This is a genomic window from Pantoea sp. X-Soil-YNGN-844, from assembly GCF_059730595.1.
In genome coordinates, this window is sequence record NZ_AP036007.1 from 259,348 (window position 1) to 286,083 (window position 26,736).

Consider the following 26,736-nt stretch of genomic DNA (forward strand, 5'->3'; position numbering starts at 1 on the left):
GACTTGTCAGCTAGCTGAGGAACCCTATGGTTTACTCCTATACCGAGAAAAAACGTATTCGTAAGGATTTTGGTAAACGTCCGCAAGTACTGGACATACCTTATCTCCTTTCCATCCAGCTCGACTCGTTCCAGAAGTTTATCGAGCAAGATCCAGAAGGTCAGTACGGACTGGAAGCTGCATTCCGCTCTGTATTCCCTATTGCGAGCTACAGCGGCAACTCTGAGTTGCAGTATGTCAGCTACCGCCTGGGTGAACCTGTCTTTGACGTGAAAGAGTGTCAGATCCGTGGCGTGACCTATTCGGCACCGCTGCGCGTTAAACTGCGTCTGGTGATCTATGAGCGTGAAGCGCCAGAAGGCACCGTAAAAGACATTAAAGAACAAGAAGTCTACATGGGCGAGATTCCGCTCATGACCGACAACGGTACCTTTGTTATCAATGGTACCGAGCGCGTTATCGTTTCTCAGCTGCACCGTAGTCCCGGCGTGTTCTTTGATAGCGATAAGGGTAAAACCCACTCATCGGGTAAAGTGCTGTACAACGCACGTATCATCCCTTACCGCGGTTCATGGCTCGACTTTGAGTTTGACCCGAAAGATAACCTGTTTGTCCGTATTGACCGTCGTCGTAAGCTGCCGGCCACTATCATCCTGCGCGCGTTACAGTTCACGACACCTCAGATCCTCGATATCTTCTTCGAGAAAGTGGTGTTTGAAATCCGTGACAACAAGCTGCAGATGGAGCTGGTGCCTGAGCGCCTGCGCGGTGAAACCGCTACCTTCGATATCGAAGCGAACGGCACCGTCTACGTCGAAAAAGGTCGCCGCATTACTGCGCGCCATATTCGTCAGCTGGAAAAAGATGGCATTCAGCACATCGAAGTCCCGGTTGAATATATCGCGGGCAAAGTGGTCGCTAAAGATTACATCGATGAGAGCACCGGTGAGCTGATTGTTGCAGCGAACATGGAACTGTCACTGGATCTGCTGGCTAAACTGAGCCAGTCCGGTCACAAGCGCATCGAAACGCTGTTCACCAACGATCTGGACCACGGTCCATATATGTCCGAGACCCTGCGTGTCGACCCAACCAGCGATCGCCTGAGCGCACTGGTTGAGATCTACCGCATGATGCGTCCTGGTGAGCCGCCAACACGCGAAGCTGCAGAGAACCTGTTTGAGAACCTGTTCTTCTCAGAAGATCGTTACGATCTTTCTGCGGTCGGTCGTATGAAGTTTAACCGCTCATTGCTGCGTGATGAAATCGAAGGTTCAGGCATCCTGAGCAAAGATGACATCATCGAAGTGATGAAGAAGCTGATCGACATCCGTAACGGTAAAGGCGAAGTGGACGATATCGACCACCTCGGTAACCGTCGTATTCGTTCAGTGGGTGAAATGGCTGAGAACCAGTTCCGTGTAGGTCTGGTGCGTGTTGAGCGTGCGGTTAAAGAGCGTCTGTCTCTGGGCGACCTTGATACGCTGATGCCACAGGACATGATCAACGCGAAGCCGATTTCTGCTGCGGTGAAAGAGTTCTTTGGTTCAAGCCAGCTTTCTCAGTTTATGGATCAGAACAACCCGCTGTCAGAGATTACGCACAAACGTCGTATCTCTGCTCTCGGCCCGGGTGGTTTGACGCGTGAGCGTGCCGGCTTCGAAGTGCGTGACGTACACCCAACGCACTACGGTCGTGTCTGCCCAATCGAAACCCCTGAAGGTCCGAACATCGGTCTGATCAACTCCTTGTCTGTCTATGCACAGACCAATGAGTACGGTTTCCTTGAGACACCTTATCGCCGTGTTATCGACGGTCTGGTTTCTGACGAGATTCACTACCTCTCTGCTATCGAAGAGGGTAACTACGTTATCGCTCAGGCGAACGCCCCTCTGGATGACAACGGCGCGTTTGTTGATGACCTGGTCACCTGCCGTAGCAAAGGCGAATCAAGTCTGTTCAGCCGCGATCAGGTTGACTACATGGACGTTTCCACCCAGCAGGTGGTTTCTGTCGGTGCATCCCTGATCCCGTTCCTGGAACACGATGACGCCAACCGCGCCCTGATGGGTGCGAACATGCAACGTCAGGCCGTTCCGACTCTGCGTGCTGATAAGCCGCTGGTTGGTACCGGCATGGAACGTGCTGTTGCCGTTGACTCCGGTGTAACAGCCGTGGCGAAACGTGGCGGTACCGTACAGTACGTTGACGCATCACGTATCGTTATCAAAGTTAACGAAGACGAAATGCATGCTGGCGAAGCCGGTATCGACATTTACAACCTGACCAAATATACCCGTTCTAACCAGAACACCTGCATCAACCAGATGCCATGTGTTTCTCTGGGTGAGCCGGTTGAGCGCGGCGACGTGCTGGCAGATGGCCCGTCCACCGATCTGGGTGAACTGGCACTGGGCCAGAACATGCGCGTGGCGTTCATGCCGTGGAACGGCTACAACTTCGAAGACTCCATCCTGGTCTCCGAGCGCGTGGTTCAGGAAGATCGCTTTACGACTATCCACATTCAGGAACTGGCTTGCGTGTCGCGTGACACCAAACTGGGGCCGGAAGAGATCACTGCTGATATCCCGAACGTGGGTGAAGCTGCACTCTCTAAACTGGATGAGTCAGGCATCGTCTACATCGGTGCTGAAGTGACCGGTGGCGACATTCTGGTTGGTAAGGTAACGCCTAAAGGTGAAACCCAGCTGACGCCAGAAGAAAAACTGCTGCGCGCTATCTTCGGTGAAAAAGCCTCTGACGTAAAAGATTCGTCACTGCGCGTGCCGAATGGCGTGTCAGGTACCGTGATCGACGTTCAGGTCTTTACCCGCGATGGCGTGGAAAAAGACAAACGCGCGCTGGAAATCGAAGAGATGCAGCTGAAGCAGGCCAAAAAAGACCTGTCTGAAGAACTGCAGATCCTGGAAGCGGGCCTGTTCAGCCGTATCCAGAACGTACTGATTTCGGGTGGCGTTGAAGCAGACAAACTGGACAAGCTGCCGCGCGAGCGCTGGCTGGAACTGGGTCTGACTGATGAAGCCAAGCAAAACCAGCTGGAGCAGCTGGCAGAGCAGTACGACGAACTTAAGCACGAGTTCGAGAAAAAACTCGAAGGTAAGCGTCGTAAGATCACCCAGGGCGATGATCTGGCACCAGGCGTGCTGAAAATCGTTAAGGTTTATCTGGCAGTTAAGCGTCAGATTCAGCCGGGTGACAAAATGGCAGGCCGTCACGGTAACAAAGGTGTTATCTCCAAGATCAACCCGATCGAAGATATGCCTTACGATGAAAACGGCACGCCGGTTGACATCGTTCTGAACCCGCTGGGCGTACCATCGCGTATGAACATCGGTCAGATTCTGGAAACCCACTTGGGTATGGCAGCGAAAGGCATCGGCGAGAAAATTAACGCCATGTTGAAGAAGCAGGAAGAAGTCGCGAAACTGCGCGAATTCATCCAGCGCGCTTATGATCTGGGTACCGATCTGCGTCAGCGAGTTGATCTGAACACCTTCTCCGATGACGAAGTACTGCGTCTGGCTGAGAACCTGAAGAAAGGTATGCCAATCGCCACGCCGGTGTTTGATGGTGCGAAAGAGAGCGAGATCAAAGAGCTGCTGCAGCTCGGCGGCCTGCCTTCTTCCGGTCAGATTACCCTGTTTGACGGCCGTACCGGTGAGCAGTTCGAACGTCAGGTAACCGTTGGCTACATGTACATGCTGAAACTTAACCACCTGGTTGATGACAAGATGCATGCACGTTCTACCGGTTCCTACAGCCTGGTTACTCAGCAGCCGCTGGGTGGTAAGGCGCAGTTCGGTGGTCAGCGCTTTGGTGAGATGGAAGTATGGGCACTGGAAGCATACGGTGCCGCGTATACCCTGCAGGAAATGCTTACCGTTAAGTCTGATGACGTCAACGGCCGTACCAAGATGTATAAAAACATCGTTGACGGTAACCATCAGATGGAACCGGGCATGCCGGAATCCTTCAACGTACTGTTGAAAGAGATTCGCTCGCTGGGTATCAACATCGAGCTGGAAGACGAGTAACCCCTTTTCAGGCTACGGTTCGCCGCCGCCTGAAAGCGCAGGGTTTAAAGCGCTCGCAATTGTACTGGTTACGGGGCGTTCAATTTCGGTTGGACGCCCCCTGAGTCTCACTCCGACGGGAGCTAATCCGTGAAAGACTTACTTAAGTTTCTGAAAGCGCAAACTAAGACCGAAGAGTTTGATGCGATCAAAATTGCGCTGGCTTCGCCAGACATGATCCGTTCCTGGTCTTTTGGTGAAGTGAAAAAGCCAGAAACCATTAACTACCGTACTTTTAAGCCAGAGCGCGATGGTCTGTTCTGTGCCCGTATCTTCGGGCCGGTAAAAGACTATGAGTGCCTGTGCGGCAAGTATAAGCGCCTCAAACACCGTGGTGTGATTTGTGAGAAGTGCGGCGTTGAAGTGACCCAGACTAAAGTACGCCGTGAGCGTATGGGCCACATCGAACTGGCGTCGCCGACTGCGCACATCTGGTTCCTGAAGTCACTGCCATCGCGTATCGGCTTACTGCTGGATATGCCACTGCGTGACATCGAGCGCGTGCTCTACTTTGAATCTTACGTGGTAATCGAAGGTGGCATGACCAACCTCGAGAAGCGTCAGATCCTGACTGAAGAGCAGTACCTTGACGCTCTGGAAGAGTTCGGTGACGAGTTCGACGCCAAAATGGGCGCCGAAGCGATCCAGGCCCTGTTGAAAAACATGGATCTGGAGCAGGAGTGCGAGCAGCTGCGTGAAGAGCTGAACGAAACTAACTCTGAAACCAAACGTAAAAAACTGACTAAGCGCATCAAGCTACTGGAAGCGTTCGTCCAGTCTGGCAACAAGCCAGAGTGGATGATCCTGACCGTGCTGCCTGTTCTGCCACCGGATCTGCGTCCGCTGGTACCGCTGGATGGTGGTCGTTTCGCTACGTCGGATCTGAACGATCTGTATCGTCGCGTGATCAACCGTAACAACCGTCTGAAGCGCCTGCTGGATCTGGCTGCGCCAGACATCATCGTGCGCAACGAAAAGCGTATGTTGCAGGAAGCGGTCGATGCACTGCTGGACAACGGTCGTCGCGGTCGTGCGATCACCGGTTCCAACAAGCGTCCGCTGAAATCGCTGGCTGACATGATCAAAGGTAAGCAGGGTCGTTTCCGTCAGAACCTGCTGGGTAAACGTGTCGACTATTCTGGTCGTTCGGTTATCACCGTTGGTCCATACCTGCGTCTGCATCAGTGCGGTCTGCCGAAGAAAATGGCACTCGAACTGTTCAAACCGTTCATTTACGGCAAGCTGGAACTGCGTGGCCTGGCCACCACCATCAAAGCCGCGAAGAAAATGGTTGAGCGTGAAGAAGCGGTTGTCTGGGATATCCTCGACGAAGTGATCCGTGAGCACCCGGTTCTGCTGAACCGTGCGCCTACGCTGCACCGTCTGGGTATTCAGGCCTTTGAACCGGTTCTGATCGAAGGTAAAGCGATCCAGCTTCACCCGCTGGTTTGTGCGGCTTATAACGCCGACTTCGATGGTGACCAGATGGCTGTTCACGTACCGCTGACGCTGGAAGCCCAGCTGGAAGCGCGTGCGCTGATGATGTCGACCAACAACATCCTGTCACCTGCGAACGGCGAGCCAATCATCGTTCCATCTCAGGACGTTGTACTGGGTCTGTATTACATGACCCGTGACTGTGTTAACGCCAAAGGCGAAGGCATGGTGCTGACTGGCCCGAAAGAAGCTGAGCGTATTTATCGCGCCGGTCTCGCCTCTCTGCATGCTCGCGTTAAGGTGCGTATCACCGAACACGAGAAGAATGAGCAGGATGAATGGGTTGCTAAAACCAGCATCATCGATACCACGATTGGCCGTGCCATCCTGTGGATGATCGTGCCAAAAGGTCTGCCTTTCTCCATCGTTAACCAGGCGCTGGGCAAAAAAGCTATCTCCAAAATGCTGAACACCTGTTACCGCATTCTGGGCCTGAAGCCGACCGTTATCTTTGCTGACCAGACCATGTACACCGGTTTCGCTTACGCTGCCCGTTCAGGCGCGTCTGTCGGCATCGACGACATGGTTATTCCAGAGAAGAAAGTGGAAATCATCACCGAAGCGGAAGCTGAAGTGGCTGAGATTCAGGAGCAGTTCCAGTCTGGTCTGGTAACCGCAGGCGAACGTTATAACAAAGTCATCGATATCTGGGCCGCAGCCAACGAACGTGTTGCCAAGGCGATGATGGAAAACCTCTCTACCGAAGTCGTCATTAACCGTGACGGCGAAGAAGAGCGCCAGGTTTCCTTTAACAGCATCTTTATGATGGCTGACTCCGGTGCGCGTGGTTCTGCTGCACAGATTCGTCAGCTGGCCGGTATGCGTGGTCTGATGGCGAAGCCAGATGGCTCCATCATCGAAACACCAATCACGGCGAACTTCCGTGAAGGGTTGAACGTACTTCAGTACTTCATCTCAACCCACGGTGCACGTAAAGGTCTTGCGGATACCGCACTGAAAACAGCGAACTCCGGTTATCTGACGCGTCGTCTGGTTGACGTTGCTCAGGATCTGGTGGTTACCGAAGATGACTGTGGTACACACGAAGGCATCATGATGACGCCTGTCATCGAAGGTGGTGACGTTAAAGAGCCACTGCGTGAACGTGTACTGGGTCGTGTGACTGCTGAAGACGTTCTGAAGCCGGGTACTGCTGATATTCTGGTCCCACGCAACACGCTGCTCGATGAGCACTGGTGTGACGTGCTGGAACTGAACTCAGTCGACAGCCTGAAAGTCCGCTCGGTAGTAGGTTGTGAAACCGACTTTGGTGTGTGTGCGCATTGCTACGGTCGCGACCTGGCACGTGGTCACATCATCAACAAAGGTGAAGCGATCGGTGTTATCGCGGCACAGTCCATCGGTGAGCCAGGTACACAGCTGACGATGCGTACGTTCCACATCGGTGGTGCGGCATCACGTGCGGCTGCTGAATCCAGCATCCAGGTGAAGAACAAAGGTACCATCAAGCTGACCAACGCCAAGTCGGTAACGAACTCGGCAGGCAAGCTGGTGATCACCTCGCGTAACGTTGAACTGAAAATGATCGACGAATTTGGTCGTACCAAAGAGAGCTATAAAGTTCCTTACGGTTCTACCATGGCGAAAGGTGATGGTGAGCAGGTTGCAGCGGGCGAAACCGTCGCAAACTGGGATCCGCATACCATGCCAGTCATCACCGAAGTGGGTGGTTTCATTCGCTTCACGGATATGGTTGATGGCCAGACGATTACCCGTCAGACAGATGACTTAACCGGTCTGTCTTCGCTGGTGGTTCTGGACAGTGCTGAACGTACTGCAGGCGGTAAAGATCTGCGTCCTGCGCTGAAAATTGTTGATGCCAACGGCAACGACGTTCTGATCCCGGGCACCGACATGCCGGCTCAGTACTTCCTGCCAGGTAAAGCGATTGTTCAGCTGGAAGATGGCGTTAAGATCAGTGCCGGTGATACGTTAGCGCGTGTTCCGCAGGAATCTGGCGGTACCAAGGATATTACCGGTGGTCTGCCACGCGTTGCTGACCTGTTCGAAGCGCGTCGTCCGAAAGAGCCAGCTATTCTGGCGGAGATCAGCGGCATCATCTCCTTCGGTAAAGAGACCAAAGGTAAGCGTCGTCTGGTCATTACTCCGCTGGATGGCAGTGAGCCATACGAAGAGATGATTCCGAAATGGCGTCAGCTGAACGTGTTCGAAGGTGAACGTGTTGAGCGCGGTGACGTGGTTTCCGATGGCCCAGAGTCTCCACATGACATCCTGCGCTTGCGTGGCGTGCATGCGGTGACCCGTTACATCACTAACGAAGTGCAGGAAGTTTACCGTCTGCAGGGCGTTAAGATTAACGATAAGCACATCGAAGTCATCGTTCGTCAGATGCTGCGTAAAGCAACCATCGTGAGCGCAGGAAGTGCAGACTTCCTGGAAGGTGAGCAGGCTGAATTCTCTCGCATCAAGATCTCTAACCGTGATCTGGAAGCGAACGGAAAAGTCGGCGCAACCTTCATGCGTGACCTGCTGGGTATTACCAAAGCGTCACTGGCTACCGAATCGTTCATCTCTGCAGCCTCGTTCCAGGAGACCACACGTGTCCTGACCGAAGCAGCAGTAGCAGGCAAGCGTGACGAACTGCGCGGCCTGAAAGAGAACGTGATCGTGGGTCGTCTGATCCCGGCCGGTACCGGTTATGCGTACCATCAGGATCGTATGCGCCGCAAAGCGGCAGGTGAAGTTCCGGTTGCACCGCAGGTGACTGCGGATGAAGCCTCAGCCAGTCTGGCTGAACTGTTGAACGCCGGTCTCGGCGGCAACAAAGACGATTAATCGTCCTTTGCCTGATAAAAACCCTGCCTCGGCAGGGTTTTTTTTGTCTCAGATTCAGCCATTCCAGTCACTGCGGCTGATACCAATATCTTTCAGCTGACTATCGCTTAACTTCGACAGGATGAGGCGTGTCTCACGCCGCAGCTGCCAGCGTTTGTAACTGCGCCACAGATAACGAACCAGGTGGTAAGGCGTGCCTGTAAACGGTTTAGCTGCGCGATTCTCGTCATATCCCATGATAGTGCCCTCAGTGAAGTGTCTGAGGACCATTTTCAGTAGATTGCTCTGTATGATACAGACGCAAAAATCACTTTTATTTAACATACAGATTGCCGTCAGGACGATCTGAATGGTAAAAAAGAGACGGAACTGTACTGGTTACTGCTCAGCATGTGAGCCTCTGGAGATACAATGACCCGCTATGAACATCTGGCTACGCTGCTGGCTCAGCGTATCGAACAAGGCTTATATCGCAGCGGTGAGCGCCTGCCTTCAGTACGCAGTCTGAGTACGGAGCATGGCGTCAGTATCAGTACCGTGCAGCAGGCTTATCATCTGCTGGAAGAGAAGCAGATGATTACGCCACAGTCGCGCTCGGGCTATTTTGTGGCGTCACGCAAAGCAACGCCGCCGATCCCTGCGCTGACCCGTCCCGCACAGCGGCCGGTTGAGGTGACACAGTGGGATGCGGTGCTGGAACTGATTAACGGCCGTCTGGAAGATGATGTGTTGCAGCTGGGCAGTGGCATGCCCGATTTGACCCAGCCGACGCTTAAGCCACTGTGGAAAGCTTTCAGCCGCCAGGCGCAGAAGCAGGACATGGCGCTGCTGAATTATGACAACCTTTATGGTGTGCTCGCGCTGCGGCAACAGGTTGCACGGCTGGCGATAGACAGCGGCTGTCAGCTCACGGCCGATGACATTGTCATTACGACAGGCTGCCACGAAGCGTTATCGGTCGCCGTACGCGCGGTCTGTGAGCCGGGCGATATCATTGCTGTTGAATCACCGTCGTTTCACGGCATTATGCAAACCCTGCGCGGCTTTGGCATTCGTGCCATTGAGATCCCGACCGATGCAGTCACCGGCATCAGTCTGGAAGCGCTGGAGCTGGCCTTTGATCAATGGCCCATTAAAGCCGTCGTTGTCGTGCCGAACTGCAATAACCCGCTGGGATTTATCATGCCTGAGCCGCGTAAGCGGGCACTACTGGCGCTGGCGCAAAGGTTTGATGCGGCGGTGATTGAAGATGATGTCTACGGTGAGTTAGCCTGGGAATATCCGCGTCCGACCACCATTAAAGCGCTGGATCTCGATGGCCGGGTGCTGCTGTGCAGCTCCTTTTCCAAAACGCTGGCGCCGGGTCTGCGCGTCGGCTGGGTTGCACCAGGCCGCTATCGCGATCGCGTGCTGCACATGAAATATATCGTCACCGGCTCCACCGCCACGCAGCCTCAGCATGCGGTTTCCGAGTTTGTCCGCCAGGGTCATTATCAGCCTCATCTGCGCCGGATGCGGCAACTCTACCACCGCAACTATGAAACTTTTAGCTGCTGGGTACGCCACTATTTTCCCTGCGGCATCTGCGTTTCCCGTCCTCAGGGCGGCTTTCTGATGTGGATAGAACTCCCCGAAGCGTTTGATGCGGTCCGGCTTAACCGCGAACTGCGCGAGTCAAAAATTCAGATTGCTGTAGGCTCCCTGTTTTCAGCGTCGGGGAAATATCGTAACTGTCTGCGCTTAAACTACGGGCTGCCGATCAACGAGCAGACTGAACAGGCGCTGGCGCTGGTGGGTGCGGCCGTCGAACGTGCCATGCTCTCGTGCCAGCATGAGACCCAGACTTCAGCCTCTACGCTCGCGTAGCGAAGAGAAGAAGCAGGGCCGGCAAGAGGAGGGAACCGGCCCTGGTCAGATAACCTTAACCTGACGGATGCCACGTTAAGGTTTTGGATCACAGCACGCCAGCGGCAACATGCACCTTTGCGCGCTGCTTTCCCGGAAGAACGCTGGCGTTACCGATTTTGCAGCCAATATGCGCGGCAGGTTCCATAAATGCTTAATCGCCTGGTCCTGCCAGCGCCAGAAGGGTGCGCGTTGCGGCACGCCAGTCATCTGCCTGAGTAATGGCACTCACCACCGCAATGCTGCCGACGCCGGTGGCCAGCACTTCGGGTGCGCGCGCAATCGAGATACCGCCAATCGCCACGGTGGGAATATGCGACAGACGTGTCAGGTGCCGCTTCAGCTGTGCAATGCCTTGCGGTGCAGAAGGCATCTCTTTGGTCTGCGTCGGGAAAATATGCCCAAGTGCGATGTAAGAGGGCTGGATTGCCAGTGCGCGATCCAGTTCCGCATCGTCGTGGGTAGAGAGTCCGAGACGCAATCCGGCCTGATAAATGCGGGCAAGATCGGCGACATCCAGATCCTCCTGACCCAGATGTACGCCATAAGCCTGATGTTTAATCGCCAGCTGCCAGTAGTCATTGATAAACAGGCGCGCGTCATAGCGTTTGCCCAACGCAATTGCCTGAGCAATAGCGGGTTCGGCGACCTCATCAGGCTGATCTTTGATGCGCAGCTGCAGCGTGCGAACGCCCATCTCCAGCAGGCGTTCAATCCACTCGGGGCTATCAACCACCGGATAAAGTCCCAGGCGTTGGGCGGTTGCAGGGAATGCAGGCATCATTACTCCTCCTTAAGGGCATCGGCGGGGTGATACAGTTCACCGCCGTGGCTGCGAAAACGGTCTGACATCTGCGCCATGCCTACCTCTACCGGTTCGGTGCGGGCATCCTGACGTGCTGCAAACTCGCGCACTTCCTGGGAAATTTTCATCGAGCAGAATTTGGGGCCGCACATCGAGCAGAAATGGGCCACCTTGCCCGACTCCTGCGGCAGGGTTTCATCATGCATTGCCCTTGCCGTATGGGGATCCAGCGCCAGGTTAAACTGATCTTCCCAGCGGAATTCAAAGCGCGCTTTGGACATGGCGTTATCACGGATCTGCGCACCGGGGTGGCCTTTCGCCAGATCGGCAGCATGCGCCGCGATTTTGTAGGTGATCAATCCCTGCTTCACGTCCTCTTTGTTCGGCAGACCCAGATGCTCTTTGGGCGTGACGTAGCACAGCATGGCGCAACCAAACCAGCCAATCATGGCGGCACCGATACCCGAGGTGAAATGGTCGTAGCCGGGCGCGATATCAGTGGTCAGCGGGCCAAGCGTGTAGAAGGGGGCTTCATCGCACAGGTCGAGCTGTTCGGTCATATTACGGCGGATCATATGCATCGGCACATGTCCCGGACCTTCAATCATCACCTGAACGTCATACTCCCAGGCAATACGCGTCAGTTCACCCAGGGTTCGTAGTTCGGCAAACTGCGCCTCATCGTTGGCATCCTGAATGGAACCCGGACGCAGACCATCACCCAGCGACAGGGAGACATCGTAAGCGGCGCAGATTTCACAAATCTCCCGGAAGTGCTCATACAGGAAGCTCTCCTGATGATGCGACAGGCACCATTTCGCCATAATCGATCCCCCCCGCGACACAATCCCGGTGAGACGTTTCGCCGTCATCGGGACATAACGCAGCAGCACGCCCGCGTGGATAGTGAAGTAATCGACGCCCTGTTCCGCCTGCTCCAGCAGCGTGTCCCGGAATATTTCCCAGTTCAGCGCCTCAGCCACGCCATTCACTTTTTCCAGCGCCTGATAAATCGGCACGGTACCGATGGGCACCGGGCTGTTTCGCAAAATCCATTCTCGCGTTTCATGAATATAGCGACCGGTAGAGAGATCCATCACCGTATCGGCACCCCAGCGGGTCGACCAGACCAGCTTTTCCACTTCTTCCTCGATAGAAGAGGTGACTGCCGAGTTACCGATATTAGCGTTGACCTTAACCAGGAAGTTACGACCAATGATCATCGGCTCCGATTCCGGGTGATTGATATTGGCAGGGATGATGGCGCGTCCGGCAGCGACCTCCTGACGGACAAACTCGGGGGTGATGTCGGCGGGCAGATGTGCGCCAAAACTGTGCCCCGGATGCTGTTGCAGCAGTACCTCACTGCGGATTCGCTCACGGCCCATGTTTTCCCGCAGGGCGATGAACTCCATCTCCGGGGTAATCGTGCCCTGACGGGCATAGTGCAGTTGCGTGACACGACGGCCTGCACGGGCGCGGCGCGGTGTCGGCAGGTGATCGAAGCGCAGATGATCCAGCCCCTCGTCAGCCAGCCGCTGCTGGGTATAGCCCGAGCTGTTCTGTTCGAGAAGCTCACTGTCGTCGCGCTCAGCAATCCAGCGAGCGCGCAGCTTTTCCAGACCACGATGCACATCGATCTGCGCCGCGGTATCACCATAAGCACCCGCCGTGTCATAGACCGGCACCGCTTCATTTTTCTCATAGAGAGGTTGTTCTTTGCTGCCGCCGATGTGGGTCGGGCTTAGGGTGATTTCACGCATCGGCACGCGAATATCTTCCCGGCTGCCGGTAATCCAGATGCGACGGGACTGGGGAAAAGCACTGCCGCTTTGCAGGGAATCGATAAATTCCTGCGCCTGGGCACGTTGTTCACGACGGGTCATTTTTGGGTCAGACATAGCAATCTTCCTGTTAAGGGGGAACGATGCTTGTCCGGAGTTCGGAAGGAGTAACCGTATAGACAGCACAGGCATGCTGGCATACAGAGAATTTTTACTCTTGTTCCCTACGCAGGTTCTAACCTGGTCAGGTTCCGCGGATCCCGAATTAACGGTCTCAGCCCAACTGGGCACTCCGACAAGAAGCAGTTTTTACGCGGGTGTCTGATAACAGACCCGGGCGTAAAAACCTTACATTTCAACGCTAAAATAAAAAAGGTTCTTTGGAAAGTACTCCTCAGAACCTGTTCAGCATAAAAGGGCTACGGGATAATCTCAAGCCCTTTGCCGTTGTTAACCATCAAGCCGGACGCGCGATATGGCTGTCATTCGCCACTGGCGGCGTAGCAAGCTGGTTATCCCAGGCCAGCTGGATCAGCTTATCTTCCAGCGTAAAGCGTGATTCCAGCACTTCGCCCACTTCGGAGAGTGCCTGCTGGAAGGTCATGCAGTTTTCATCGTCAATCGCCTGCTGCAGGTGACCGTCATACAGCTGCATCAGACGCTCAGTATTCGCTTCCAGCGGAGGGTAGATCTGCGCGGCAGCGATCATCGGGCTGTCGCCACTCATTTCGCTGATTACGCGCTCATAGATACTGAAGTGACCGGCAGAAAGATAGTCGACCAGGCCGTGACAGAAGTTGTCGAGCGCCTGCTCGTCAAGACGCGTCAGCGCCTCTTTTTTAGGTTTAAGACCGACCAGGTGATAATAGGTCACCAGTAGCTGGCGGCGCGCTTCAAGCCACGAATCGACCAGTTCATTACTGCCACCTACGCGTTCAGCCAGGACGTCTAACTGGTTAAGCATATCTAACTCCATGTGAGTTATAGTTGTTTATCTACACACTTAACATCAGGGCTTCAGCGTGCGGGTTGACGCTAAGGATGACGAAATAAATGCAATGCGAAATCTCAAGCGTAGACGCTGGATGGTGGATTGTCAGCCATGAACAGAAACTTTGGTTGCCACAAGGTGATTTACCCCACGGAAACGCCGAAAAATTTGGTTTAACCGGCAGTAAGGCCCGGACCATTGGTGAATGGCAGGGCGAAAAAGTCTGGTTGATTTGTGAGCCGCGTTCTTCCGATATGTTCTCCGTGCGACAGCTGATCGATCAGGATGTGGAGCTGTTTCAGCTGGTGGGTCGCGGTGTACAGCTGGCGGAGTTCTACCGTTCTCATCGCTGGTGCGGCTATTGCGGCCATGAGATGCACCACAGCAAACATGAATTTGCCTGTCTCTGCAGCCATTGCCGTGAGCGTTACTATCCGCAGATCGCGCCCTGCATCATTGTGGCTATCCGTCGCGGCGATGAAATCCTGCTGGCGAATCATGCCCGCCATCGCAACAAGGTCTACACCGTGCTGGCCGGTTTTGTAGAGGTCGGCGAGACGCTGGAGCAGGCCGTTGCCCGGGAAGTGATGGAAGAGAGCAATATCCGCGTCAAAAACGTCCGTTACGTGACCTCCCAGCCGTGGCCCTTCCCGCAATCGCTAATGACCGCTTTTATGGCGGAGTATGACAGTGGCGATCTGCAACACGACGGTAAAGAGCTGCTGGATGCCGCCTGGTTCCGTTTTGATGCGCTGCCTTTGCTGCCACCGCCAGGCACCGTGGCACGCCGCCTGATTGAAGATACCGTCGCCCTGTGCCGCGCCGAAGCGTGAAAGTGCTACACTACACGCCTGTTATTGAGAGAGTGTTGAGATGAGTGAACTGAAGAATGATCGTTATTTGCGTGCCCTGTTACGTCAGCCGGTCGATGTCACGCCGGTATGGATGATGCGACAAGCCGGGCGCTATTTGCCGGAGTACAAAGCGACACGCGCCCAGGCGGGTGACTTTATGTCGCTGTGTAAAAACGCCGAGCTGGCCTGTGAAGTGACCCTGCAGCCGCTGCGCCGTTATCCGCTGGATGCCGCCATCCTCTTCAGTGACATCCTGACCATTCCGGATGCGATGGGACTGGGTCTCTACTTTGAAACTGGCGAAGGCCCGCGTTTCTCTAACCCTGTCACCTGTCGCGCCGACGTTGAGCGTTTGCCGGTGCCCGATCCTGAAATGGAGCTGGGCTATGTGATGAATGCGGTCCGCACCATCCGTAAAAACCTGAATGGCGATCTGCCGCTGATTGGCTTCTCCGGCAGTCCGTGGACGCTGGCCACCTACATGGTGGAAGGCGGCAGCAGCAAGGCGTTTACCAAAATTAAGAAGATGATGTATGCCGATCCCGCGACGCTGCACGCGATGCTGGATAAGCTGGCCGACAGTGTCATCCTCTATCTCAACGCTCAGATCCGCGCAGGTGCGCAGTCCGTCATGGTCTTTGATACCTGGGGCGGCGTGCTGACCGGTCGTGACTATCGCGAATTCTCCCTGCACTACATGCACAAGATTGTCGATGGCCTGCTGCGTGAAAACGACGGCCGCCGCGTGCCGGTGACGCTCTTTACCAAAGGCGGCGGACAGTGGCTGGAAGCGATGGCAGCCACCGGTTGTGATGCGCTGGGTCTCGACTGGACCACCGATATTGATGATGCGCGCCGTCGCGTAGGCGACAAAGTTGCGCTGCAGGGCAACATGGATCCCTCTATGCTCTATGCGGCACCTGAACGTATCGAACAGGAGGTGGCTGGTATTCTGGAGCGTTTTGGCTCAGGCACTGGTCACGTCTTTAATCTGGGGCATGGCATTCATCAGGATGTTCCGCCCGAAAATGCCGGTGTCTTTGTTGAGGCTGTGCATCGTTTATCACGTCCCTGGCATCAGGAGTAATCATGGACATTGCCGCACTTCGCGCTGAGCAGTTACAACGCGCCGCTGACGTGGTGCGTGAAGATGACTTTGACGTGCTGCCGCCCCGCTTTATTGGCGGGGCAGACGTTGGATTTGAGCAGGACGGCACCATCACGCGGGCGGCGATGGTGATACTGGAATATCCCTCGTTAAAGCTGGTGGAGCATCGCATCGCTCGCGTTGAGACCACCATGCCCTATATTCCGGGCTTTCTCTCCTTCCGTGAATATCCGGCGCTGATGGCTGCCTGGCAGATGCTGGAGCAAAAGCCTGATCTGCTGTTTGTGGATGGACACGGTATTTCGCATCCAAGACGACTGGGCGTTGCATCGCATTTTGGCCTGCTGGTGGATGTGCCCACGATTGGCGTTGCGAAAAGTCGTCTCTGCGGTCGTTTTGACGATCTGGATGCGCAGCCTGGCAGCCGTCAGCCGCTGATCGACAAAGGTGAGCAGATAGGCTGGGTATGGCGCAGCAAGCTGCGTTGTAATCCGCTGTTTGTCGCCACCGGTCATCGTGTCAGCCTGGATACGGCGCTGCAGTGGGTCGAAAACTGTACGCGCGGTTACCGGTTGCCGGAACCGACCCGCTGGGCCGATGCGGTTGCCTCTAACCGAACCGCTTTCCAGCGCTGGCAAAACGCGCTTTAACACTGTTTGTGCTGCGGTTTTGCAGTTACACTGCGGCCAGAGAAACGAATAAGAGCCACCTTTATGTTACAGAACCCCGTTCATCTGCGTCTGGCGAAGCTGGAAAGCTGGCAGCACCTGACTTTTATGGCCTGCCTGTGCGAACGCATGTATCCCAACTATCGCGCATTCTGCGAGCAGACTGAATTTGCCGATCCGGCACTCTATCGCCGGATTCTTGATCTGATCTGGGAAAACCTGACGGTTAAAGATGCGAAGATTAACTTCGACAGCCAGCTGGAAAAACTCGAAGCCGCCATTCCTGATGGCGATGCATTTGAGGTTTACGGCGTTTATCCGGCTATCGATGCCTGTGTGGCATTAAGCGAAGTCGTCCATGCGCAGCTGAGCGGCGAAACGCTTGAGCATGCTATTGAAGTCAGCGAGACCTCAATTACCACTGTCGCTATGCTGGAGATGACCCAGGCTGGACGCGAAATGACCGATGAAGAGCTGCGTGAAAACCCGGCTATCATCGATGAGTGGGACCTCCAGTGGGAGATTTTCCGTCTGCTGGCGGAGTGTGAAGAGCGCGACCTTGAATTGATTAAAGGTCTGCGATCTGACCTGCGTGAAGCGGGAATTAGCAACATCGGTATAAATTTCCAGCAGTAAGGCGATAAAACGTGACTTCAGGCCCGAATTAGCGCGCCTGAAGGCTTCACATTGGCCCCCTGTCTGGTCTACATTTGGGGGGCTGAAAATTGTGGCTATCGGTGCGTGCAGGCAGAAGAGTGCCAGAATATGGCTTTTCCCTCGCACTCGTTGCTTAGCAAGCGATAAATACACTTTAAGGATAACTTATGAACAAGACTCAACTGATTGATGTGATCGCAGAAAAAGCTGACCTGTCTAAAACCCAGGCAAAGGCAGCGCTGGAATCTACTCTGGCTGCGATCACTGAGTCTCTGAAAGATGGTGATGCTGTACAACTGGTTGGTTTTGGTACTTTTAAAGTGAACCACCGCGCTGAGCGTACCGGTCGTAACCCGCAGACTGGCAAAGAGATCAAAATCGCTGCAGCAAACGTACCGGCATTCGTGTCTGGTAAAGCGCTGAAAGACGCCGTTAAGTAAGACGTCGCACTGCGGTTAAGCTTTAAAACAGGGGGCGTTTCGCCCCTTTTGTTTTTAAGAGGCCAGCCATCATGACTTCGCTGTTACCGCGTTTATCTGTTCTGTTTCTCTCTCTGTTTCTTTTCGGCTGCAGCTCGACTCCGGATATTCCTCCCTTTTCTGCCAGTGGCTATCTTGCCGATCGTGGTGTTGTGCGTATCTGGCGCAAAAATAGCGACCATCAGTCGGTTCATATTCGCACCCTCTATACGCCGTTCAGTGGCGGGGAAGGTGAAGTGACTGACTATGTCTGGCTGGAAGAGTCATTGGTCAGCATTCAGCGTCAGGTAAAGGGCAAGCAACCTGACGATGTGACCCTGCGTTTTGACCAGGCAGGTGGTCTCAACTTCATGCAGCGCCAGCTTGCAGGCCGACGTGAAGCGGTCAGCCCGGATGCAGTTGAACTCTATAAGTTTGATGCTCAGCGCATGCGTAACCTCAGCGATGCGCTGTTAAGCGGTCAGGTGTTTCTGAAACAGGGACACTGGCTGGGAAATAATGTGCTGGAGAGTTGTGAAGGCCAGCAGGTCAGACCCGCTTTTGATGCTGACGATCTGCAGATGCTGATACAGCAGCAGCGTAGCGCATCGGCACCGCTGATGGTGTCATGGCTTGAAGCGCCTGAAGGGATACAGTTGTTGCGGGTCAGCCAGCAGGATGACTGCTCACAGCAGCCGACAGAAGACGATATGTGAATTGAAGAGGGGGCACCATGTGCCCCCTTTGCTTATTTGCGATTAATAGCGCGATAGCCGATATCGCGGCGACAGAATCTGCCCTGCCAGGAGATCGGCTTTGTCAGCTCGTAAGCCCGCTTTTGTGCCGCAGCCACATCGTCACCCAGTGCGGTGACGCACAGCACGCGGCCACCGTTCGTCAACACCCGATCCTCTTCCAGACGTGTTCCGGCGTGGAAAACCTTGCCGTCAGCCACTTCTTCCAGTGGCAGGCCATGAATCTGATCGCCCTGAGCGTAATCACCCGGATAACCGCCGGCCGCCAGTACCACACCCAGCGCAGGGCGGGGATCCCATTGTGACGTTTTCTGATCCAGCTTGCCGTCGCAGGCAGCCAGGCAAAGATCGACCAGATCCGACTGCAGGCGCAGCATGATCGGCTGCGTTTCCGGGTCGCCGAAGCGGCAGTTAAATTCGATCACTTTCGGCTGCCCGGTGTGATCGATCATCAGGCCGGCATAGAGAAAACCGGTGTAGACGTTGCCTTCAGCCGCCATGCCACGCACGGTCGGCCAGATAACCTGATCCATCACGCGCTGGTGGATCTCATCGGTGACCACCGGTGCCGGTGAGTAAGCGCCCATGCCACCGGTGTTCGGACCGGTATCGCCATCGCCGACACGTTTATGATCCTGGCTGGTGGCCATAGGCAGCACATTCTCGCCGTCCACCATCACGATGAAGCTGGCTTCTTCGCCATCCAGAAACTCTTCAATCACAATACGGTGTCCGGCATCGCCAAAGGCGTTACCGGCCAGCATATCCTGAACCGCATCTTCAGCTTCCTGCAGCGTCATCGCGACAATGACGCCTTTACCTGCGGCCAGGCCGTCGGCTTTGATAACGATGGGCGCGCCTTTCTCACGCAGATACGCAAGAGCAGGCTCAACATCGGTAAAGTTCTGATACGCTGCGCTGGGGATCTGGTGACGCGCCAGGAAATCTTTGGTAAAGGCTTTAGAGCCTTCCAGCTGTGCCGCGGCCTGCGTCGGACCAAAGATAGCCAGCCCCGCTTCACGGAAGGCATCTACGACGCCAATCACCAGCGGCGCTTCCGGTCCGACAATCGTCAGATCGATCTTTTCACGCTGAGCAAACTCAAGCAGAGCAGGGATGTCGGTGGCTCCGATTGCGACATTCTGCAGCGCAGGCTCTAATGCCGTGCCCGCATTACCCGGCGCGACAAATACGGTTTCCGCCAGTGGCGACTGGGCCGCTTTCCAGGCCAGAGCATGTTCACGTCCGCCGTTGCCGATTACTAAAATTTTCATCTGTTACTCTCCGAATCGATTAATGGCGGAAGTGACGCATGTCGGTGAAGATCATCGCAATGTTATGCTCATCCGCTGCCGCAATCACTTCTTCATCGCGGATGGAGCCGCCTGGCTGGATAACGCAGCTCACGCCTGCCGCGGCGGCAGCATCAATACCATCGCGGAACGGGAAGAAGGCATCTGACGCCATGGCTGAGCCTTTCACTTCCAGACCTTCATCGGCTGCTTTAATACCTGCAATTTTTGCGGAGTAAACGCGGCTCATCTGACCCGCACCAATGCCGATAGTCATGTTGTCGCGTGCATACACAATGGCATTGGACTTAACGAACTTCGCGACTTTCCAGCAGAACAGTGCATCGCGCAGTTCCTGCCCGGTTGGCTGGCGCTTGCTGACGACACGCAGCTGGCTGGCTTCCACCATGCCAAGATCGCGATCCTGGACCAGCAGGCCGCCGTTGACGCGTTTGAAATCCAGCGCGGCGGTACGGTTTTGCCATTGGCCGCAGATCAGGACACGGACATTCTGCTTCGCAGCGGTAATTTTCAGCGCGGCTTCGGAAACGGCGGGCGCGATGATCACCTCAACAAACTGGCGGCTGATAATGGCCTGCGCCGTTGCTTCATCCAGCTCGCGGTTAAAGGCAATGATGCCGCCAAACGCGGAAGTGGGGTCGGTCTGGTAAGCACGCTCGTAGGCTGCCAGCAGATCGTCACCGGTTGCGACACCACAAGGGTTGGCATGCTTAACGATGACGCACGCGGGTTCACTGAACTCTTTCACACACTCCAGTGCCGCATCTGTGTCAGCAATATTGTTATAGGAGAGCGCTTTGCCCTGAACCTGCTGCGCGGTCGCTACTGAGGCTTCAGTGATATTCTCTTCTATATAGAAGGCAGCATCCTGATGGCTGTTCTCGCCGTAACGCATATCCTGCTTCTTGATGAAGTTCAGATTCAGCGTCCGTGGGAAACGGCCGGCGGGCTGATTGCGTTCGCCGTGATAGGCAGGCACCAGGGTACCGAAGTAGTTAGCGATCATGCTGTCATACGCGGCGGTGTGTTCGAAGGCCTTGATGGCCAGATCGAAACGGGTCTCGAGTGTCAGCGCGTTCTCGTGAGCGTCCATTTCAGCAATGATGGCGTTGTAGTCGCTGCTGCTGACCACAATGGCGACATCTTTATGGTTCTTGGCAGCAGAGCGCACCATGGTCGGGCCACCGATATCGATGTTTTCCACCGCATCTTCCAGTGAACATCCTTCACGGGCGACCGTCTGTGCAAAGGGATAGAGGTTAACGACCACCATGTCGATTGGGCTGATGTCGTGCTGCGCCATGATGGCATCATCCTGGCCGCGACGACCTAAAATGCCGCCATGCACTTTCGGATGCAGGGTTTTGACGCGTCCATCCATCATTTCCGGGAAACCGGTGTAGTCAGAGACTTCGGTGACAGCCAGGCCCGCATCCGCCAGCAGGCGAGCGGTTCCACCTGTGGAGAGCAGTTCGACACCGCGCTGGGAGAGCGCCTGAGCAAATTCGAGGATACCGGCTTTGTCAGAGACACTGAGCAATGCGCGGCGTACAGGACGAGGTTGTTGCATGGTGGTTTATCCCTTGGCTTTGTTTCGCGTATATAAGAGCGTTACATCAGGTTTTATCGCGGTTTTCTCTTCTATATAAGAAGAAAAGATCAAAAACCTCAGGTAACGCCCCGATAAGGGGGTCCGGAATATTGCCCGGCATTGTAGCGAAAACGTTTGCGTGATGCTCGCCTAAATTCGATTAGCCCGCTCTGTGTGGATAACATTGTGCGTAACTGCGTATAACAGCGGCTTTTGCTGTGGAATGCAGCGAACGCGCTTTTTTATGCATTTTATGGGTTGCGCCTCTGCGCGAACTCCCTATAATGCGCCTCCATCGACACGGAACACCGGCAACGGGAAACGGGTTGAGAGGCACAGGAGACTGCGCCGCCGGAGAAAAACTTCTGAGAAAGAAGTTGACTCTGCAGGAGGAAAGCGTAATATACGCCACCTCGCGACAGGACGCTAACGCACTGTTCGCACTGCTCTTTAACAATTTATCAGACAATCTGTGTGGGCACTCGCAGGATTGATATCAGCGTCTCCGGACGCAGCAAAATATCAAAGCCTCACGAGTGAACACATAATGAAATTCATTATGACGTTTTACAGATGAGCACCGCTTAACTTGTTTAAGCAAATCAAACTTAAATTGAAGAGTTTGATCATGGCTCAGATTGAACGCTGGCGGCAGGCCTAACACATGCAAGTCGGACGGTAGCACAGAGAGCTTGCTCTTGGGTGACGAGTGGCGGACGGGTGAGTAATGTCTGGGGATCTGCCCGATAGAGGGGGATAACCACTGGAAACGGTGGCTAATACCGCATAACGTCGCAAGACCAAAGAGGGGGACCTTCAGGCCTCTCACTATCGGATGAACCCAGATGGGATTAGCTAGTAGGCGGGGTAATGGCCCACCTAGGCGACGATCCCTAGCTGGTCTGAGAGGATGACCAGCCACACTGGAACTGAGACACGGTCCAGACTCCTACGGGAGGCAGCAGTGGGGAATATTGCACAATGGGCGCAAGCCTGATGCAGCCATGCCGCGTGTATGAAGAAGGCCTTCGGGTTGTAAAGTACTTTCAGCGGGGAGGAAGGCGGTGCGGTTAATAACCGCATCGATTGACGTTACCCGCAGAAGAAGCACCGGCTAACTCCGTGCCAGCAGCCGCGGTAATACGGAGGGTGCAAGCGTTAATCGGAATTACTGGGCGTAAAGCGCACGCAGGCGGTCTGTTAAGTCAGATGTGAAATCCCCGGGCTTAACCTGGGAACTGCATTTGAAACTGGCAGGCTTGAGTCTTGTAGAGGGGGGTAGAATTCCAGGTGTAGCGGTGAAATGCGTAGAGATCTGGAGGAATACCGGTGGCGAAGGCGGCCCCCTGGACAAAGACTGACGCTCAGGTGCGAAAGCGTGGGGAGCAAACAGGATTAGATACCCTGGTAGTCCACGCCGTAAACGATGTCGACTTGGAGGTTGTGCCCTTGAGGCGTGGCTTCCGGAGCTAACGCGTTAAGTCGACCGCCTGGGGAGTACGGCCGCAAGGTTAAAACTCAAATGAATTGACGGGGGCCCGCACAAGCGGTGGAGCATGTGGTTTAATTCGATGCAACGCGAAGAACCTTACCTACTCTTGACATCCACGGAATTCGGCAGAGATGCCTTAGTGCCTTCGGGAACCGTGAGACAGGTGCTGCATGGCTGTCGTCAGCTCGTGTTGTGAAATGTTGGGTTAAGTCCCGCAACGAGCGCAACCCTTATCCTTTGTTGCCAGCGATTCGGTCGGGAACTCAAAGGAGACTGCCGGTGATAAACCGGAGGAAGGTGGGGATGACGTCAAGTCATCATGGCCCTTACGAGTAGGGCTACACACGTGCTACAATGGCGCATACAAAGAGAAGCGACCTCGCGAGAGCAAGCGGACCTCACAAAGTGCGTCGTAGTCCGGATCGGAGTCTGCAACTCGACTCCGTGAAGTCGGAATCGCTAGTAATCGTGGATCAGAATGCCACGGTGAATACGTTCCCGGGCCTTGTACACACCGCCCGTCACACCATGGGAGTGGGTTGCAAAAGAAGTAGGTAGCTTAACCTTCGGGAGGGCGCTTACCACTTTGTGATTCATGACTGGGGTGAAGTCGTAACAAGGTAACCGTAGGGGAACCTGCGGTTGGATCACCTCCTTACCTGAAGATACCTTCCCGCGCAGTGTCCACACAGATTGTCTGATAGAAAATAACGAGCAAAGTGTCTTTCGAAGACAGACTTAATTGTCCCCTTCGTCTAGAGGCCCAGGACACCGCCCTTTCACGGCGGTAACAGGGGTTCGAATCCCCTAGGGGACGCCAAAGCTTGGTGACAGGTGAAAGATGTTGCCCACATATCTTAAAGATGACTTACGAGTCATGTTTAAGATATTGCTCTTTAACAATCCGGAACAAGCTGAAAATTGAAACGACGCAGCGCGTCATTCCTCCGTAATAAGGAATGACAGAGCGATGCGTTCGAGTCTCTCAAATGCTCGTGACCTACAGCGTTGAAAAACGCCTGTGGGTTGTGAGGTTAAGCGACTAAGCGTACACGGTGGATGCCCAGGCAGTCAGAGGCGATGAAGGACGTGCTAATCTGCGTAAAGCGACGGTAAGGTGATATGAACCGCTACAGCCGTCGATGTCCGAATGGGGAAACCCGGTGCACTCTGTGCATCATTGCAGCATGAATACATAGTGCTGCAAGGCGAACCGGGGGAACTGAAACATCTAAGTACCCCGAGGAAAAGAAATCAACCGAGATTCCCCCAGTAGCGGCGAGCGAACGGGGAGCAGCCCAGAGCCTGAATCAGCATGTGTGTTAGTGGAAGCGTCTGGAAAGTCGCAGGGTACAGGGTGATACTCCCGTACACAAAAGCACACGTGCTGTGAGCTCGATGAGTAAGGCGGGACACGTGGTATCCTGTCTGAATATGGGGGGACCATCCTCCAAGGCTAAATACTCCTGACTGACCGATAGTGAACCAGTACCGTGAGGGAAAGGCGAAAAGAACCCCGGCGAGGGGAGTGAAACAGAACCTGAAACCGTGTACGTACAAGCAGTGGGAGCCTCTTTATGGGGTGACTGCGTACCTTTTGTATAATGGGTCAGCGACTTATATTCTGTAGCAAGGTTAACCGTATAGGGGAGCCGCAGGGAAACCGAGTCTTAACTGGGCGTTAAGTTGCAGGGTATAGACCCGAAACCCGGTGATCTAGCCATGGGCAGGTTGAAGGTTGGGTAACACTAACTGGAGGACCGAACCGACTAATGTTGAAAAATTAGCGGATGACCTGTGGCTGGGGGTGAAAGGCCAATCAAACCGGGAGATAGCTGGTTCTCCCCGAAAGCTATTTAGGTAGCGCCTCGTGAACTCATCTCCGGGGGTAGAGCACTGTTTCGGCTAGGGGGCCATCCCGGCTTACCAACCCGATGCAAACTGCGAATACCGGAGAATGTTATCACGGGAGACACACGGCGGGTGCTAACGTCCGTCGTGAAGAGGGAAACAACCCAGACCGCCAGCTAAGGTCCCAAAGTCATGGTTAAGTGGGAAACGATGTGGGAAGGCACAGACAGCCAGGATGTTGGCTTAGAAGCAGCCATCATTTAAAGAAAGCGTAATAGCTCACTGGTCGAGTCGGCCTGCGCGGAAGATGTAACGGGGCTAAACCATGCACCGAAGCTGCGGCAGCGACACTATGTGTTGTTGGGTAGGGGAGCGTTCTGTAAGCCGTCGAAGGTGTGCTGTGAGGCATGCTGGAGGTATCAGAAGTGCGAATGCTGACATAAGTAACGATAAAGCGGGTGAAAAGCCCGCTCGCCGGAAGACCAAGGGTTCCTGTTCAACGTTAATCGGAGCAGGGTGAGTCGACCCCTAAGGCGAGGCCGAAAGGCGTAGTCGATGGGAAACAGGTTAATATTCCTGTACTCGGTGTTACTGCGAAGGGGGGACGGAGAAGGCTATATCAGCCGGGCGACGGTTGTCCCGGTTTAAGCGTGTAGGCGGAGGGTCCAGGTAAATCCGGTCCCTTATCAACGCTGAGGCGTGACGACGAGGCACTACGGTGCTGAAGTGATAAATGCCCAGCTTCCAGGAAAAGCCTCTAAGCATCAGGTAACACAGAATCGTACCCCAAACCGACACAGGTGGTCAGGTAGAGAATACCAAGGCGCTTGAGAGAACTCGGGTGAAGGAACTAGGCAAAATGGTGCCGTAACTTCGGGAGAAGGCACGCTGGCGCGTAGGTGGAGGGATTTACTCCCCGAGCCGAAGCCAGTCGAAGATACCAGCTGGCTGCAACTGTTTATTAAAAACACAGCACTGTGCAAACACGAAAGTGGACGTATACGGTGTGACGCCTGCCCGGTGCCGGAAGGTTAATTGATGGGGTTATCCGCAAGGAGAAGCTCTTGATCGAAGCCCCGGTAAACGGCGGCCGTAACTATAACGGTCCTAAGGTAGCGAAATTCCTTGTCGGGTAAGTTCCGACCTGCACGAATGGCGTAATGATGGCCAGGCTGTCTCCACCCGAGACTCAGTGAAATTGAACTCGCTGTGAAGATGCAGTGTACCCGCGGCAAGACGGAAAGACCCCGTGAACCTTTACTACAGCTTGACACTGAACATTGAGCCTTGATGTGTAGGATAGGTGGGAGGCTTTGAAGCGCGGACGCCAGTCTGCGTGGAGCCAACCTTGAAATACCACCCTTTAATGTTTGATGTTCTAACGTAGGCCCGTAATCCGGGCTGCGGACAGTGTCTGGTGGGTAGTTTGACTGGGGCGGTCTCCTCCTAAAGAGTAACGGAGGAGCACGAAGGTCAGCTAATCACGGTCGGACATCGTGAGGTTAGTGCAATGGCATAAGCTGGCTTGACTGCGAGAGTGACGGCTCGAGCAGGTGCGAAAGCAGGTCATAGTGATCCGGTGGTTCTGAATGGAAGGGCCATCGCTCAACGGATAAAAGGTACTCCGGGGATAACAGGCTGATACCGCCCAAGAGTTCATATCGACGGCGGTGTTTGGCACCTCGATGTCGGCTCATCACATCCTGGGGCTGAAGTAGGTCCCAAGGGTACGGCTGTTCGCCGTTTAAAGTGGTACGCGAGCTGGGTTTAGAACGTCGTGAGACAGTTCGGTCCCTATCTGCCGTGGGCGCTGGAGAATTGAGGGGGGTTGCTCCTAGTACGAGAGGACCGGAGTGAACGCACCACTGGTGTTCGGGTTGTCATGCCAATGGCATTGCCCGGTAGCTAAGTGCGGAAAAGATAAGTGCTGAAAGCATCTAAGCACGAAACTTGCCCCGAGATGAGTTCTCCCTGACTCCTTGAGAGTCCTGAAGGGACGTTGAAGACTACGACGTTGATAGGCCGGGTGTGTAAGCGCAGCGATGCGTTGAGCTAACCGGTACTAATGACCCGTGAGGCTTAACCTTACAACGCCA

At 54.7% G+C, this 26,736-nt stretch carries 15 protein-coding genes, 1 tRNA gene, 2 rRNA genes and 1 riboswitch; of the genes, 12 read left to right on the forward strand and 6 right to left on the reverse strand.

Annotated features, from left to right (window positions below; translation table 11 throughout):
• Nucleotides 1–26 precede the first annotated feature (26 nt).
• Together rpoB and rpoC are read left to right on the forward strand one after the other, a co-directional pair.
• A complete protein-coding gene (gene rpoB / locus AC6I8C_RS01140) occupies nucleotides 27–4,055 on the forward strand; it encodes a DNA-directed RNA polymerase subunit beta (protein WP_013359733.1) in 4,029 nt (1,342 codons plus the stop codon).
• Between the two features lie 129 nt (nucleotides 4,056–4,184).
• A complete protein-coding gene (rpoC, locus tag AC6I8C_RS01145; protein WP_013359734.1) occupies nucleotides 4,185–8,408 on the forward strand; it encodes a DNA-directed RNA polymerase subunit beta' in 4,224 nt (1,407 codons plus the stop codon).
• A 54-nt stretch (nucleotides 8,409–8,462) separates the two neighbouring features.
• On the opposite strand, the gene AC6I8C_RS01150 is transcribed toward rpoC, so the two are convergent.
• Nucleotides 8,463–8,645 carry a DUF1127 domain-containing protein gene (locus tag AC6I8C_RS01150; protein ID WP_033734941.1) on the reverse strand — a complete coding sequence of 61 codons (183 nt, stop codon included), beginning with the start codon at nucleotides 8,643–8,645 and terminating at the stop codon, nucleotides 8,463–8,465.
• A 174-nt stretch (nucleotides 8,646–8,819) separates the two neighbouring features.
• Here AC6I8C_RS01150 and AC6I8C_RS01155 point away from each other — a divergent pair, with 174 nt between their 5' ends.
• The gene (locus AC6I8C_RS01155) at nucleotides 8,820–10,274 is read left to right on the forward strand and encodes an aminotransferase-like domain-containing protein (protein WP_497821376.1); all 1,455 of its coding nucleotides are present in this window, start codon (nucleotides 8,820–8,822) and stop codon (nucleotides 10,272–10,274) included.
• Nucleotides 10,275–10,467: 193 nt separating this feature from the next.
• On the opposite strand, the gene thiE is transcribed toward AC6I8C_RS01155, so the two are convergent.
• The 3 genes from thiE to AC6I8C_RS01170 all read right to left on the reverse strand — a co-directional run bounded on the left by thiE (nucleotide 10,468) and on the right by AC6I8C_RS01170 (nucleotide 13,866).
• The gene (thiE, locus tag AC6I8C_RS01160) at nucleotides 10,468–11,094 is read right to left on the reverse strand and encodes a thiamine phosphate synthase (RefSeq protein WP_497823290.1); all 627 of its coding nucleotides are present in this window, start codon (nucleotides 11,092–11,094) and stop codon (nucleotides 10,468–10,470) included.
• A 2-nt stretch (nucleotides 11,095–11,096) separates the two neighbouring features.
• Nucleotides 11,097–13,019: a phosphomethylpyrimidine synthase ThiC gene (gene thiC / locus AC6I8C_RS01165; RefSeq protein WP_497821377.1), complete on the reverse strand. Its 1,923-nt coding sequence runs from the start codon at nucleotides 13,017–13,019 to the stop codon at nucleotides 11,097–11,099.
• Nucleotides 13,020–13,106: 87 nt separating this feature from the next.
• A riboswitch (TPP riboswitch) is annotated at nucleotides 13,107–13,207 on the reverse strand.
• A gap of 152 nt (nucleotides 13,208–13,359) precedes the next feature.
• Nucleotides 13,360–13,866: an Rsd/AlgQ family anti-sigma factor gene (locus AC6I8C_RS01170; protein ID WP_013359740.1), complete on the reverse strand. Its 507-nt coding sequence runs from the start codon at nucleotides 13,864–13,866 to the stop codon at nucleotides 13,360–13,362.
• An 89-nt stretch (nucleotides 13,867–13,955) separates the two neighbouring features.
• Between AC6I8C_RS01170 and nudC the strand changes: the two genes are divergently transcribed.
• From nudC to AC6I8C_RS01200, 6 genes are all read left to right on the forward strand, one after another.
• The gene (gene nudC / locus AC6I8C_RS01175; RefSeq protein WP_013359741.1) at nucleotides 13,956–14,726 is read left to right on the forward strand and encodes an NAD(+) diphosphatase; all 771 of its coding nucleotides are present in this window, start codon (nucleotides 13,956–13,958) and stop codon (nucleotides 14,724–14,726) included.
• Nucleotides 14,727–14,766: 40 nt separating this feature from the next.
• A complete protein-coding gene (gene hemE, locus AC6I8C_RS01180; RefSeq protein WP_008927148.1) occupies nucleotides 14,767–15,834 on the forward strand; it encodes a uroporphyrinogen decarboxylase in 1,068 nt (355 codons plus the stop codon).
• 2 nt (nucleotides 15,835–15,836) lie between these two features.
• Nucleotides 15,837–16,505 carry a deoxyribonuclease V gene (gene nfi, locus AC6I8C_RS01185; protein ID WP_033734853.1) on the forward strand — a complete coding sequence of 223 codons (669 nt, stop codon included), beginning with the start codon at nucleotides 15,837–15,839 and terminating at the stop codon, nucleotides 16,503–16,505.
• A 63-nt stretch (nucleotides 16,506–16,568) separates the two neighbouring features.
• A complete protein-coding gene (locus tag AC6I8C_RS01190) occupies nucleotides 16,569–17,159 on the forward strand; it encodes a YjaG family protein (RefSeq protein ID WP_013359744.1) in 591 nt (196 codons plus the stop codon).
• A 188-nt stretch (nucleotides 17,160–17,347) separates the two neighbouring features.
• Entirely contained in the window at nucleotides 17,348–17,620 is a 273-nt protein-coding gene (hupA, locus tag AC6I8C_RS01195) for a nucleoid-associated protein HU-alpha (protein ID WP_003850136.1), read from the forward strand.
• 71 nt (nucleotides 17,621–17,691) lie between these two features.
• Nucleotides 17,692–18,354: a DUF1481 domain-containing protein gene (locus AC6I8C_RS01200; protein WP_497821378.1), complete on the forward strand. Its 663-nt coding sequence runs from the start codon at nucleotides 17,692–17,694 to the stop codon at nucleotides 18,352–18,354.
• A gap of 32 nt (nucleotides 18,355–18,386) precedes the next feature.
• Here the strand turns inward: AC6I8C_RS01200 and purD are convergent, their stop codons facing one another.
• Nucleotides 18,387–19,667, reverse strand: a complete 1,281-nt coding sequence (purD, locus tag AC6I8C_RS01205; protein WP_497821379.1) for a phosphoribosylamine--glycine ligase — start codon at nucleotides 19,665–19,667, stop codon at nucleotides 18,387–18,389.
• Nucleotides 19,668–19,686: 19 nt separating this feature from the next.
• A complete protein-coding gene (gene purH / locus AC6I8C_RS01210) occupies nucleotides 19,687–21,276 on the reverse strand; it encodes a bifunctional phosphoribosylaminoimidazolecarboxamide formyltransferase/IMP cyclohydrolase (protein WP_497821380.1) in 1,590 nt (529 codons plus the stop codon).
• A gap of 631 nt (nucleotides 21,277–21,907) precedes the next feature.
• Between purH and AC6I8C_RS01215 the strand changes: the two genes are divergently transcribed.
• The 3 genes from AC6I8C_RS01215 (at nucleotide 21,908) to AC6I8C_RS01225 (ending at nucleotide 26,727) form a co-directional block, all read left to right on the forward strand.
• Nucleotides 21,908–23,447 (forward strand): 16S ribosomal RNA (locus AC6I8C_RS01215).
• Nucleotides 23,448–23,533: 86 nt separating this feature from the next.
• Nucleotides 23,534–23,609, forward strand: a tRNA-Glu gene (locus AC6I8C_RS01220).
• 212 nt (nucleotides 23,610–23,821) lie between these two features.
• Nucleotides 23,822–26,727 (forward strand): 23S ribosomal RNA (locus AC6I8C_RS01225).
• Together the 16S and 23S rRNA genes with 1 tRNA gene alongside form the textbook arrangement of a ribosomal RNA operon.
• Nucleotides 26,728–26,736 lie beyond the last annotated feature (9 nt).